This window comes from Streptomyces calidiresistens, from assembly GCF_014141525.1.
GTDB lineage: Bacteria > Actinomycetota > Actinomycetes > Streptomycetales > Streptomycetaceae > Streptomyces > Streptomyces calidiresistens.
In genome coordinates this window covers 1-12,153 of sequence record NZ_VKHS01000072.1, presented here as the reverse complement: position 1 = coordinate 12,153, position 12,153 = coordinate 1, and the positions used below count along the sequence as shown (strand labels likewise).

The 12,153-nt window shown below is 73.6% G+C and carries 12 protein-coding genes; 1 reads left to right on the top strand and 11 read right to left on the bottom strand.

The annotated features are described in order from the left end of the window. The 7 genes from FOE67_RS05630 to FOE67_RS05600 form a co-directional block, all read right to left on the bottom strand. Positions 1-249: hypothetical protein (locus FOE67_RS05630; protein WP_182661062.1), on the bottom strand; the 249-nt coding region annotated here is incomplete at its 3' end. Between the two features lie 92 nt (positions 250-341). Continuing rightward, complete coding sequence (locus FOE67_RS05625) at positions 342-1,301, bottom strand: helix-turn-helix transcriptional regulator (RefSeq protein ID WP_182661060.1); 960 nt, start codon at positions 1,299-1,301, stop codon at positions 342-344. Between the two features lie 76 nt (positions 1,302-1,377). Further along, complete coding sequence (locus FOE67_RS05620; RefSeq protein ID WP_182661058.1) at positions 1,378-2,331, bottom strand: helix-turn-helix transcriptional regulator; 954 nt, start codon at positions 2,329-2,331, stop codon at positions 1,378-1,380. Between the two features lie 131 nt (positions 2,332-2,462). Continuing rightward, a complete protein-coding gene (locus FOE67_RS05615) occupies positions 2,463-2,834 on the bottom strand; it encodes an FKBP-type peptidyl-prolyl cis-trans isomerase (protein ID WP_143617207.1) in 372 nt (123 codons plus the stop codon). Between the two features lie 211 nt (positions 2,835-3,045). Continuing rightward, positions 3,046-4,068, bottom strand: coding sequence for an FKBP-type peptidyl-prolyl cis-trans isomerase (locus tag FOE67_RS05610; RefSeq protein WP_182661057.1), 1,023 nt, complete (start codon positions 4,066-4,068; stop codon positions 3,046-3,048). 109 nt (positions 4,069-4,177) lie between these two features. Continuing rightward, positions 4,178-5,539, bottom strand: coding sequence for a Pup--protein ligase (gene pafA, locus FOE67_RS05605; RefSeq protein WP_182661055.1), 1,362 nt, complete (start codon positions 5,537-5,539; stop codon positions 4,178-4,180). 57 nt (positions 5,540-5,596) lie between these two features. Then, complete coding sequence (locus FOE67_RS05600) at positions 5,597-6,919, bottom strand: MFS transporter (protein ID WP_182661053.1); 1,323 nt, start codon at positions 6,917-6,919, stop codon at positions 5,597-5,599. 201 nt (positions 6,920-7,120) lie between these two features. Here FOE67_RS05600 and FOE67_RS05595 point away from each other — a divergent pair, with 201 nt between their 5' ends. Further along, positions 7,121-8,209, top strand: a complete 1,089-nt coding sequence (locus FOE67_RS05595) for a LacI family DNA-binding transcriptional regulator (protein WP_182661051.1) — start codon at positions 7,121-7,123, stop codon at positions 8,207-8,209. Positions 8,210-8,297: 88 nt separating this feature from the next. On the opposite strand, the gene prcA is transcribed toward FOE67_RS05595, so the two are convergent. The 4 genes from prcA to dop form a co-directional block, all read right to left on the bottom strand. Continuing rightward, positions 8,298-9,143, bottom strand: a complete 846-nt coding sequence (prcA, locus tag FOE67_RS05590; protein WP_182661049.1) for a proteasome subunit alpha — start codon at positions 9,141-9,143, stop codon at positions 8,298-8,300. A gap of 23 nt (positions 9,144-9,166) precedes the next feature. Next, the gene (gene prcB / locus FOE67_RS05585) at positions 9,167-10,012 is read right to left on the bottom strand and encodes a proteasome subunit beta (protein WP_182661047.1); all 846 of its coding nucleotides are present in this window, start codon (positions 10,010-10,012) and stop codon (positions 9,167-9,169) included. Between the two features lie 204 nt (positions 10,013-10,216). Continuing rightward, entirely contained in the window at positions 10,217-10,435 is a 219-nt protein-coding gene (locus tag FOE67_RS05580; protein WP_143617220.1) for a ubiquitin-like protein Pup, read from the bottom strand. Between the two features lie 169 nt (positions 10,436-10,604). Further along, positions 10,605-12,116, bottom strand: a complete 1,512-nt coding sequence (gene dop, locus FOE67_RS05575) for a depupylase/deamidase Dop (RefSeq protein ID WP_182661045.1) — start codon at positions 12,114-12,116, stop codon at positions 10,605-10,607. Between the last annotated feature and the right edge of the window lie 37 nt (positions 12,117-12,153).

Here is a 12,153-nt window from a genome sequence, read left to right as displayed (position 1 = left end):
GCGGGGGCGGGTGGCGAAGGTCTCGGCGGGGACGTCCCCGGTGCGGTGTCCGGCGCGTCGTTCCGCGCCGCCGCGCGGCGCGGCGCCGGCGACCCGCTCCAGCTCCTCCGTGGCCCGCCCGATCCGTTCCGCGCTTCCGGCCACCGTCCGCGAGAAACGGTTCACCTCCAGCCCGACCCGGACGGCGAGCACGCCGAGCACGGCGACGCCGCCGAAGGCGAGGACCACGTGGAGCATCGGCCAGAACATGCCCCGGAGACTACCGGTCCCCCCGGCTCCGGCCGGCGCCGGCCCACCGGCCCCGGGGCGGGTGCCCCGGCCGGAGCACCCGGGCGCGGGGCTCACTCGTAGGCGGCCAGTGCCTCCCGGGCGGCGGTCACCGCGCTCTCGGCCAGCTCCGGCGGGGAGACGATCCGACCGTCGCGCCCCAGACGGAGGGCGAGCCGGCGCAGTCCCGCCGGGTCCGCGGTGCGCAGGGTGATCCGCAGGCCGCCGTCCACGAGTTCCTCGGTGCTCTCCGGCTGGTAGTACTCCGCCACCCAGCGGCCCGCGGGCCCGACCTCGACGACCACCTCGGGGTCGTCGGGGGCGGGCTGCACCAGGCCCGCGCTCAGGTCACGGGGCTCCAGCGCCGGCGGGTCGGCCCGGGTGTCGAGCACCTCCAGCCCGGCGATGCGGTCCAACCGGAAGGTTCGGCGCGCCTCGGAGCGGCGGCACCACGCCTCCAGGTAGGTGTGGCCGACGACGACCATCCGGATGGGATCGACCTCGCGCTCGGAGACGGCGTCGCGCCCCGGGGAGTAGTAGCGCAGCCGCAGCCGGCGCCGCTCGGCCAGGGCCCGGTCCACGTCGGCGAAGACCTCGCCCTCGGATTCGAAGGTGACCGTCAGCCGCGAACTGGCCCGGGCGGTTTCCCCGGCCGCCGCCTCCAGCTTGGCCGTGGCGGTGAGCAGGGCCTCCCGGTCGCCCTCGCGCAGGCCCGGCAGGGCGGCCACCGCGCGGGCCGCCACGAGCAGCGCGGTGGCCTCGTCCGCCGCCAGCCGCAGCGGCTCGCGGGCGCCGCCGGAGACGGCGTCGGCGTTGTGCCACCAGATCTGCTCGCCGTCGGTGTCGATGTCCAGGAGATCGCCGCCCCGGTAGCTGATCCCGCACATGGGCAGCAGCCGCAGGTCCGAGATCAGGGTTTCCTCGCTGACGCCGAAGGCGCGGGCGACCTCCTCCACCCGGGCTCCGGGGCGGTCGCGCAGATAGGTGACCAGGGACAGCATTCGTCGGGTGCGGTCGATGGCGTTGGACGCCATGGGGATGCCTCTTCTCCGCTGCTCTCGTTCGTCGTCCGTCTCTCGGCGTCCCGGCGGGCGGGGCGCCCCGGGGCGCTCAGCCCTTGGCCACCGCGCGCAGGCGGTCCACCACGTCGGCCCGCAGGTCGGGGGGATCGAGAACCACCACGTCGGGGCCGAACTCCGCCAGCCACGCCCCCAGCCCGTGGCCGTGCGGGATCTCCAACTCGTCCCACTCGTCGTCGATCCGCCGCACCTCGTGGGCCCTGGCGCGCAGGGGGTAGCCCCGGTCGGCCCGCAGACGGATCCGGGCCCGCCCCAGGGCGGTCTCCCCCGCCCAGGCGGCCACGGCCTCCCGGACCTCGACCCGGTCGGGGACGGGGGCGGTGAAGGCCCCGGCCCGGGAGGTGACCCGGCCCATGATGCGGGAGAGGCGGAAGACCCGACGGGCCCCCCGGTCCCGATCCCAACCGGCCAGGTACCAGTGACCGTGCCAGCACTCCAGTGCCCACGGTTCCACCTGCCGGGTCTCGGGCCGGGCGGCGGTGGACTTGCGGTAGGGGAAGGTGACGGGGCGGCGCTCCCGGCAGGCGATCATCAGGGGTTCGAAGGCGGCGTCCCCGCCGGGGATTCGGGGTTCGAGCACCGAGCCGGAGTCGCGGTCGCCGTCCGCCTCTGGCATGCCGGCCGCGCGCAGCTTCTGCAGCGCGCCGCTGGCCGCGCCGGCCAGGCGGGCCTGCTGCCACACCCGGGCCGCCAGGCCCAGGGCCGCGGCCTCCGCGACGTCCAGGGTGATGGGGGGCAGCCGGTTGCTCCCGGGGCGGGCCACGTAGGCGATCTCGCCGTCCACGCTCTCCACCGTCTCGATGACCATGCCCAACTCGCGGAGGTCGTCCTTGTCCCGCTCGAACATGCGGTTGAAGGCGTCCTCGCCGGACACCTCCAGGTACGCCTCGATGGTGGTGCGCAGCTCGCGCTTGGTGAGCGGCCGTCCGCTCCCGCGCAGGCACAGCGCCAGATTCATCAGCCGCTCGGCCTTGGGAATCGCCATCGCCGATCCGCCCTCTTCCTCGTGGAACACCCCGGTGACCGACCGTACCGCCGGCACGACCCCGGGCGAAAGTTCGGGCCCGTTCCCCCGATCGGGGGAACGGGCCCGGATCCGACGCGCCGGCGTCCGCCTCAGACGGACACCAGGTCGCAGACGAAGATCAGGGTCTCGCCCGGCTTGATGGCGTTGCCCGCGCCGCGGTCGCCGTAGGCCAGGTGCGGCGGGATGACCAGCTGACGCCGGCCGCCGACCCGCATGCCCTGCACGCCGCGGTCCCAACCGGCGATGACCTGCCCGGCACCGAGCTGGAACTGCAGCGGACGGCCGCGGTTCCAGCTGGCGTCGAACTCCTCGCCGCTGTCGAAGGACACGCCCACGTAGTGGACGGAGACGGTGTCACCGGCCTTCGCCTCCGGGCCGTCCCCCTGCACCAGATCGGTGATCTGCAGGTCGGCCGGGGGCTCGCCACCCGGGAAGTCCACCTCGGGCTTGGTGTTGCTCACGCGTTGCTCCTGTTGATGTGTGCGTGGGTGTGTGGTGGCCGCGACGGTGCCGCACCGGTCCCCGATGGGGCCGTCGCGGGTCCGCGCCGGGTCCGGCGCACGGCGCCGGGGCCCCGGGCGGCCCCCCGGTGCCGTCGGACACCGGGAGGGCCCGCGGGCCCCGCCCGGAGCGGGGCCCGCGGGAGACGGGGTTCCGGGGCGGGGCCCCGGGTCAGACGGCGTCCAGGATGTCGACGACGAAGACCAGGGTCTCCTCCTGGAGGTCGTGGCCCTCGGAGGCTCCGTAGCCCTTGTCCGGGGGAATGACCAACAGGACCCGATCGCCGACGTTGCTGCCGACCAGGACCTCGTCCCAGCCCTGGATCACCTGGCCCACACCGATGCCGAACTTGGCGGCGGCGTCGCGGTTCCAGGAGGAGTCGAAGACCTCGCCGTCGCTCCAGGCGGCGCCGGTGTACTGGGCGATGAGTTGGGTGCCGGCCTCGACCTCGGGGCCGTCGCCCTCGATGAGGACCTGGGAGCGCAGCTCCTGCGGGGGGTCCTCCCCCTCGGGGATGGTGATCTCGGCGGGCTCGGTCCCTTCGGCCTCCACCTCGGGCATGCCCTCCTCGACGGGAGCCTGCTCTCCCTCGACCCGGCCCTGCGCGTCGATCACCGTGACCACGTCGTAGACGAAGACGACGCTGTCGCCCTCCTCGAAGCCGAGCTGGGTGGCGATGTCGCCGATCAGTTCCACGGCCGAGCCCTGGACGACCACCCGGCTGCCCTCGTTGACGCCGATCAGCGGCTCGGTGGCGGCGGGCGGGAGCAGGTCGTCGGTGTTCACCTGCAGCGCCGCGTAGACCGGGTCGGCGTCCTCGGTCTCCTGCTCCTCGCCGCCCTCGGGGTCGGCGACCATGGGACGCCAGGTGTTGACGAGGTCCTCCTGCTCGGCGTCGGGCGACCGCACCAACAGGCCGGTCCGCAGGAAGTCGCCGTCGGACACCTCGGGGCCGTCGCCCTGCACCAGGACGTCGACCCGGGTCTCCCCGGACCGCTCGGCGTCCTCCTCGACGGTGACCTCGGGCTCCTCGCCCAGGTCGCCGGTCACCGTGGCGACCGGCCAGGACGCGGTCGCGCCGTCGCCGTCGCCGTCGCCGGTATCGGAATCGCCGTTGCCACAGGCCGCCGTCAACAGGAGGGCCGGCACGGCGAGCACCGCGACGAGGCGGTGTGCTCTCTTCGTGGGGATCATCAGTCCAACTCGCGGTAGAGGGGGTGGGGGCGGAACCCTCCGGTCCCGCCCCACCCTACGGCCTCACCCGACGAAGCCGGCTCCGCCCGCCCCGGCGGGGGCGACGGGGTCACATCCCCGCGATGAGCTTCTCCACCCGCTCGTCGACCGAGCGGAAGGGGTCCTTGCACAGCACGGTGCGCTGCGCCTGGTCGTTGAGCTTCAGGTGCACCCAGTCGACGGTGAAGTCGCGGCGCTGTTCCTGGGCGCGTCGGATGAAGTCGCCGCGCAGTCGGGCGCGGGTGGTCTGCGGCGGCACCGACTTCGCCTGGAAGATCTTCAGGTCGTTGCACACCCGTTTGGCCTGTCCGCGCCGCTCCAACAGGTAGTACAGGCCACGCCGGCGGTGGATGTCGTGGTAGGCCAGGTCCAGTTGGGCGACCCGGGGATTGGACATGGACAGGCCGTGCTTGGCCCGGTAGCGCTCGATCAGGCGGTACTTCATCACCCAGTCGATCTCGGTCTCCACCCGCTCCAGCCGCTCCTCCCGAACGGCGTCCAGGGTGCGTCCCCACAGCTCCAGCACCCGGGCGGTGATACCGGTGCGGGTGCCCCTGCGCTCGCAGAAGTCCACCGCCTTCTCGTAGTACTCCTGCTGGATCTCCAGGGCCGAGGCCTCCCGACCGGTGGCCAGGCGCACCTTGCGCTGTCCGGTGATGTCGTGGCTGACCTCGCGGATCGCCCGGATGGGGTTCTCCAGGGTGAGGTCGCGCATGACCGTACCGGCCTCGATCATGCGCAGCACCAGGTCCGTGGCGCCCACCTTGAGCAGCATGGTGGCCTCGGACATGTTGGAGTCGCCGACGATCACGTGCAGCCGGCGGTAGCGCTCGGCGTCGGCGTGCGGCTCGTCGCGGGTGTTGATGATGGGACGGGAGCGGGTGGTGGCCGAGCTGACGCCCTCCCAGATGTGCTCGGCGCGCTGGCTGACGCAGTACACCGCGCCGCGGGGGGTCTGCAGGACCTTGCCCGCCCCGCAGATCAGCTGGCGGGTGACGAGGAAGGGGATGAGGACGTCGGCGAGACGGGAGAACTCGCCGTGCCGGGCCACGAGGTAGTTCTCGTGGCAGCCGTAGGAGTTGCCGGCGGAATCGGTGTTGTTCTTGAACAGGTACACGTCGCCGGCGATGCCCTCCTCGTGCAGCCGGCGCTCGGCGTCGACGAGCAGACCCTCCAGGATCCGCTCGCCCGCCTTGTCGTGGGTGATCAACTCGATGACGTTGTCGCACTCGGGAGTGGCGTACTCGGGGTGCGAGCCCACATCGAGGTAGAGCCGGGCACCGTTGCGGAGGAAGACGTTGCTGCTGCGGCCCCATGACACGACGCGGCGGAAGAGGTACCGGGCGACCTCGTCCGGGGACAGCCGGCGCTGTCCCCGGAAGGTGCAGGTGACCCCGTACTCGTTCTCCAGCCCGAAGATTCGGCGGTCCATGAGTGAACAGTACGCCCGGGGAAGGCGGAACAAACCGGCTCCGACGCGCCGGGGCGATCATTTCCGGGGACCGACCGCTCCCCCGGTGTCCCCCGCGCCCCCGGCGCCCGGGGCGTCGGCGCCGAGCGGGAGCGCCGGCTCCGTGGGGGCCGCGCCGGGGGTCGGCGCCACGGCTGTCCCCCCGACGGGCGCCGCGCGTCGCACGGGCGTGCCCAGCGCCCGCCGGGTCGCCGCCAGGACCAGCACCGCCGCGACACCGCCGACCGCCGAGACGGCGAAGCCGGCGTCCGGCCCCCACCGGTCCAGGATCGGGCCGGCGGCCGCGGTGCCCAGCGCGGAGCCGACCCCGAAGGTGGTCACCAGCCAGGAGAAGGCCTCGGTGACGGTGCCGGTGGGGGCGTGCCGGTCGATGACCACGAAAGCACAGGCCAGCACGGGCGCCAGGAAGAGACCGGCGAGCGCCGCGAGGGCGGTCATCGGGACCAGCGAGTCCGGTGCCAGCAGCAGGGGGAGGTACCCCGCGGCCAGGGCGACGGCCAGCAGGCGCAGACGTCGTTCGGGCTCACCGGTCCAGTGCCGGGCCCCGTACAGCAGACCGCCGAGCAGGGCCCCGGCGCCCAGGCCCGAGAGCAGCCAGGTCGACGCCAGTTCGTCGCCGCGCACCTCGGCCCAGGCCACGGCGGCCACGGAGATCGCGCCGAGCGCCGCGCCGATGAAGAAGAACGCGCCCAGGAGCGACAGGAGGCCGGGCGAGCGCAGGGCACCGAGCCAGTGCGCCTCGCGGGGCGCGCTGCGCCAGCGGCGGGAGGGTTCGGAGACGACCACGGAGAGGGCCCCCAGCACGCCGAGCGCGTTGATCACCAGGAGGGCGACGGCCGGGGACCAGACCCCCGCCAGGACCAGTACCACCAGGGGTCCGGCGGCGAACATGATCTCCTGCGCCACGGCGTCCAGGGCGTAGGCGCGGTGCAGCATCCCCTCCCCCCGCAGGACGCTCGGCCACAGGGCCCGGAGCCCGCCCTCCAGGGGCGGGGTGGTCACACCGGCGACCAGGACGGCGGCGTGGGCGAGCGGCAGGGGGTCGAGGCCGGAGACGGCGAGGGTGCCCATGGCCAGGGCGGAGGCGAGGGCCGAGGGGAGCATCACGCGCGGCTGGCCGTACAGATCGGCGAGTCGTCCGAGGAGGGGCTGCCCGACGGCGGTGGCCAGGCCGTAGAGCCCGGCCAGCAGGCCGGCCAGGGGGTATCCGCCGCCCTCGGCCCGGACGAAGATCACGATCGCCAGGGCCGCGGTGCCGTAGGGCAGGCGTCCCACGAGGGTGCCGACGAGAAGCCGGGTCGTGTGCCGGGCGCGCAACAGCTCCAGGTAGCCGGTGGCCATCGGGGCGTCCTCCCGAACGGGCGCCGGTCGGGCGCGGATCCCGACCCGGGACGCCGTGCGCGTCCTGCGCGTCATACGTATAACCGAACCCGTCAAACGTAGCATGGGGCGCTCCCGCCGGGGCACGGATCCGGCCTCCGCCGCGGAGGGCGGCCGGAACGGCACGGCCACGCCACGACACGGACGACAGGGGATGGGCGGATGGACCGCAGGAGCGAGGCCACGACGGGGGACGGCACCGCGACGGAACCGGCCGGCCCCTCCCCCGCCGGGGCGGCGGGCGCCCCCCGGCCGACCAGTCGGGACGTCGCCGAGCGGGCCGGGGTCTCCCAGGCGACCGTCTCCCTGGTGCTGCGGGACCGCTGGCACGGGCGTGTCTCCCCGCCCCGGGCGGAGGCCGTCCGGGAGGCCGCGCGGGAACTCGGCTACCGGCCGAATCTCGCCGCCCGCCGGCTGCGCAGCGGGGGCACCGGCACCGTCCTGCTGGTGGTCCCCGCGCTGACCAACGAGTTCTTCGCCCGGGTCCACGCGGGAGCCGCCGCGGTCGCCGCCGAGCGGGGGATGAGCGTGGTGCTGTTCCCCTCCCCCGAGGGGATCGGCCCCGCTCCCGACCCCTTCGCCTCCGCGGGCGCCACCCTGGACGGCGTGATCGCCTCCTCCATGGCCTCTCGGGCGCTGAGGGCGCTGCGGGGCGGGGGCCTGCCGCTGGTGATGCTGGACAGCGACCCCGAGGACACCGAGGCGGCGGCGACGGTCAACCCGGACGTCCCCGACGGGCTGCGAAGAGTGGGCGGGCACCTGCTGGCGGCCGGGCACCGACGGATCGTCCACCTCGCCGCCGACATCGACACCTGGACCTTCCGGGAACGCGGTCGGGCGCTGGCGGAGGAACTGGCCTCCGCCGACAGCCCCCTGCTCGCGACGGCCCGGGCCGCCCTGGACGTGCGGGAGGCGGCGGCGGTCGCGGGGAAACTGCTGGCGACCCGCCCCCGTCCCACCGCCGTGGTCTGCGACGACGACGTGCTGGCCGCCGGGGCGTGCAAGGCCGCCCGCAGGGCGGGGCTGCGGGTGCCGGAGGACCTGTCGGTGACGGGGGTGGACGATCTGGCCCTGGCCACGGCGGTGGAGCCGGAACTGACCACGGTGCGACTGCCCGCCGAGGAGATGGGCGGGACGGGGATGCGGGCGCTGTTGGAGGTGCTGGACGGGGGCGCGCCGGGGACCCGGGTGCTGCCGGTGCGGTTCGTACCGCGCGGCTCCACCGGGCCCGCGCCGACCGGGTCGGGGTGAGGGGGCGGACCGGCACGCCGCGGGGCGCCGGCCGCCGGGCGGATCGCCCGACGATCGGCGCCCCGGGAGCGGGAGCGGGGTGCCGGGACTACTCCTCGCCGTCCCCGGCCTTCCCCTCGCCCTTGCCCTCGTCCTTCCCCTTCGTGTCCTTCTTCCCGGCGCCGGTCTCCTCCGCCCCGCCGCCGGGGGCGGCGGCCGGCTCGCCGGAGTCGTCGCCGGAGTCGTCGTCACCGGCGGTCTCCGCCAGCAGGCGCTCCAACGGCTCGCCCGACAACCGCTTGAACTTCCGCTGCTGGGGGCGGGTGCGGTCCAGGACCGCGACCTCCAGCTGATCGGCGGTCAGCTCGCGCTCGTTGCCGTTGGGGTCCCGGGCCAGGGAACGCACCGCCAGGCGCAGCGCCTCCCCCAGGGTCATGTCGTCCCGGTGATCGCGGTCGAGCCGACCGCTGATGCGGTCGGCGTCGCCGCCCACCGCCACCGAACCGTGCTCGTCCACGATCGAGCCGTCGTGCGGGAGACGGTAGATCTGGTCGTCGGTCGGGGCGTCGCCGACCTCGGCGACGATCAGCTCCACCTCGTAGGGCTTCTCCCCCACGCTGGAGAAGATGGTGCCCAGGGTCTGGGCGTAGACGTTCGCCAGGCCGCGGGCCGTGACGTCCTCACGGTGATAGGTGTAACCGCGCAGGTCCGCGTAGCGCACCCCGCCGATCCGCAGGTTCTCGAACTCGTTGTACTTGCCCACCGCGGCGAAGGCGATCCGGTCGTAGATCTCGCTGACCTTGTGCAGCGCCCGGGAGGGGTTCTCCGCGACGAAGAGGATGCCGTCGCGGTACTGGAGGACCACGACGCTGCGACCGCGCGCGATGCCCTTGCGGGCGTACTCGGCGCGGTCCGCCATGGCCTGCTGGGGGGAGACGTAGAACGGCGTCGACACCGGCTGTCCGTCCCTTCCTGTGCTCAGAGAACGGGGGCCTGCGGCCCGTTGGGCAGCTGGAGGCGGCCGTCGAGGACGGCCCGGGCGAGTTCGGAGACCTCCGCCTCCGGGAGACGGCGGTGACCGTCCCCGGTGATCACCGAGATGATCGGGAAGATGCGGCGGGTGAGGTCCGGGCCGCCGGTCGCGCTGTCGTCGTCCGCCGCGTCGTAGAGCGCCTGGATCGCGACGGTGGCCGCCCGTTCCTCGGTCAGGTCCTCGCGGTGCAGCTTCTTCAGGGCACCGCGCGCGAAGATCGAACCCGAGCCCACGGCCGCGAACCCGTGCTCCTCGGAACGACCGCCGGTGACGTCGTAGGAGAAGATCCGCCCCCGACTCCGCTCGACGTCCCAGCCGGCGAAGAGCGGAATGACGGCCAGACCCTGCATGGCCATGCCCAGGTTGCCGCGGATCATGGCGGAGAGGCGATTGGCCTTCCCCTCCAGGGAGAGGGTGTCCCCCTCGACCTTCTCGAAGTGCTCCAGCTCCAGCTGGAAGAGCTTGACCAACTCCACCGCCAGCCCGGCGGTGCCGGCGATGCCGACGGCGGAGTACTCGTCGGCGGGGAACACCTTCTCGATGTCGCGCTGGGCGATCATGTGGCCCATGGTGGCGCGGCGGTCACCGGCCAGGACGACCCCGCCGTCGAAGGTGAGGGCGACGATCGTCGTGCCGTGCGGGGCCTCCACCGGACCCTTGACGGGGGGCAGGGGCCGATTGCCCGGCAACTGCTCCGGGGCGTGGTCGGAGAGGAAGTCCAGGAACGAGGAGGAGCCCGGGGTGAGGAAGGCCGCCGGGAGCCGGCCCCCGTCCCGGAAGTTGGCTGTCACGAATGTGCCTCCAGTGGTGAAGTCGGCGCGCCGCTCCGTGCCGGGCGCGCTCCCGCGACCCCACCGGGGCTCCGCACCGGGATCGCGCCCGGCACGGAGCGGCGTACGCCACGGACCCTACCCGCAGCGGGGGCATGATCCACATACGCCGTCGGGAGCGCCGAGGCGCTCCCGACGGTCGGACGCGGCGGCCCCCGCCGGGGGTTACTCGCCGCCCTTCTGCACGAAGCCGCGGACGAAGTCCTCCGCGTTGGATTCCAGTACCTCGTCGATCTCGTCGAGGACCGAGTCGACGTCGTCGTCGAGCGCCTCCTGGCGCTCCTTGAGCTCCTCGGAGACGCCGGTCTCCGCGCTCTGCTCCTCGACGTCCTCGTTGCTGCGCGACGCCCGCTGCTGGCCGCCGCCGGTGTCCTTGGTCGCCATCTGCCTCACCCCGATCGGTTCGACGTGTCAAGATCAGACCCTACAAGCCGGCGCCGACAACGGCCCGGCTTTTCACCGTCCGAAAAGGTTCGGAAGGACCCGGGGGGACGCGGCCCCCGGACGGGGGCGGTCCCGATCGTTTCCCCGATCATGCCCAGTCGGGGGCGAATCAGCCCCCCGACAGGGCACGGACCAGATCCCGGGCGGTGGCGCAGCGGTCGAGCAGGTCCGCCACGTGGGCGCGGGTGCCGCGCAGCGGATCGAGGGTGGGCACCCGTTGGAGCGAGTCGCGACCCGGCAGGTCGAAGATCACCGAGTCCCAGGAGGCCGCCGCGACGTGGTCCGCGTACTGCTCCAGGCACCGGCCCCGGAAGTAGGCGCGGGTGTCCTCCGGCGGCGCGGTGCGGGCCCGGAGCACCTCCTCCTCGTCCACCAGTCGGGTGATCCTCCCCCGCTCCACCAGCCGGTTGTAGAGCCCCTTGTCGGGGCGGACGTCCGCGTACTGGAGGTCCACCAGGTGCAGCCGGGCGGCGTCCCAGTCCAGGCCGTCCCGCCTGCGGTAGCCCTCCAGCAGTTCCCGCTTGGCCACCCAGTCCAGTTCCCCGGCCAGGCTCATGGGGTCGGTCTCCAGGCGGGTGAGCACGTCCTCCCAACGGGCGAGCACGTCGATCGTCTGTTCGTCCGCGTCGGAACCCCAGCGCTCCTCGACGTACTTGCGGGCCAGCTCGAAGTACTCCATCTGGAGCTGCACGGCGGTCAGGGTCCGCCCGCTGCGCAGGGTGATCGGCTCGCGCAGGTCGGGGTCGTGACTGACCCGGTGCAGGGTGCGCACCGGCTGGTCCACGGCCAGGTCCACGGTGATGAACCCGTCCTCGATCATGGACAGGACCAGGGCGGTGGTACCGAGCTTGAGGTAGGTGGAGATCTCCGAGAGGTTGGCGTCCCCGATGATCACGTGCAGCCGGCGCCACTTCTCGGCGTCGGCGTGCGGCTCGTCACGGGTGTTGATGATGGGGCGCTTGAGGGTGGTCTCCAGGCCGACCTCGACCTCGAAGTAGTCGGCCCGCTGGCTGATCTGGAAGCCGTGCTCCCCGCCGTCCTGGCCGATGCCGACCCGCCCGGCGCCGGTGACCACCTGCCGCGAGACGAAGAACGGCGTCAGGTGCCGGACGATCTCCGAGAACGGGGTCTCCCGCCGCATCAGGTAGTTCTCGTGGGTGCCGTAGGAGGCCCCCTTGTTGTCGGTGTTGTTCTTGTAGAGCTGGATGGGGTGGGCGCCCGGCACCTCGGCGGCCCGGCGGGCGGCCTCGGCCATGATCCGCTCCCCCGCCTTGTCCCACAGCACCGCGTCCCGGGGGTTGGTGACCTCCGGGGCGCTGTACTCCGGGTGCGCGTGGTCGACGTAGAGCCGCGCGCCGTTGGTGAGGATGACGTTGGCCAGCCCGATGTCCTCGTCGGTCAACTGGCTGGCGTCGGCGTTCTCCCGGGCCAGGTCGAAACCGCGCGCGTCGCGCAGCGGGTTCTCCTCCTCGAAGTCCCAGCGGGCGCGGCGGGCCCGGTGCATCGCCGCGGCGTAGGCGTTCACCACCTGCGAGGAGGTGAGCATGGCATTGGCATTGGGGTGACCCGGCACGGAGACCCCGTACTCGGTCTCGATGCCCATCACGCGCCGTACAGTCATGCGGCCCTCCTTGCCCCGCGGCGGGATCCTCCCCGCC

What these genes read in the sequence shown, in the direction of transcription:
- FOE67_RS05610 (WP_182661057.1), bottom strand. Translation starts at nt 4,068, where the DNA reads ATGATCCCCACGAAGAGAGCACACCGCCTCGTCGCGGTGCTCGCCGTG.
- FOE67_RS05595 (WP_182661051.1), top strand. Translation starts at nt 7,121, where the DNA reads ATGGACCGCAGGAGCGAGGCCACGACGGGGGACGGCACCGCGACGGAA.
- dop (WP_182661045.1), bottom strand. Translation starts at nt 12,116, where the DNA reads ATGACTGTACGGCGCGTGATGGGCATCGAGACCGAGTACGGGGTCTCC.
- pafA (WP_182661055.1), bottom strand. Translation starts at nt 5,539, where the DNA reads ATGGACCGCCGAATCTTCGGGCTGGAGAACGAGTACGGGGTCACCTGC.
- FOE67_RS05625 (WP_182661060.1), bottom strand. Translation starts at nt 1,301, where the DNA reads ATGGCGTCCAACGCCATCGACCGCACCCGACGAATGCTGTCCCTGGTC.
- FOE67_RS05580 (WP_143617220.1), bottom strand. Translation starts at nt 10,435, where the DNA reads ATGGCGACCAAGGACACCGGCGGCGGCCAGCAGCGGGCGTCGCGCAGC.
- FOE67_RS05600 (WP_182661053.1), bottom strand. Translation starts at nt 6,919, where the DNA reads ATGGCCACCGGCTACCTGGAGCTGTTGCGCGCCCGGCACACGACCCGG.
- FOE67_RS05620 (WP_182661058.1), bottom strand. Translation starts at nt 2,331, where the DNA reads ATGGCGATTCCCAAGGCCGAGCGGCTGATGAATCTGGCGCTGTGCCTG.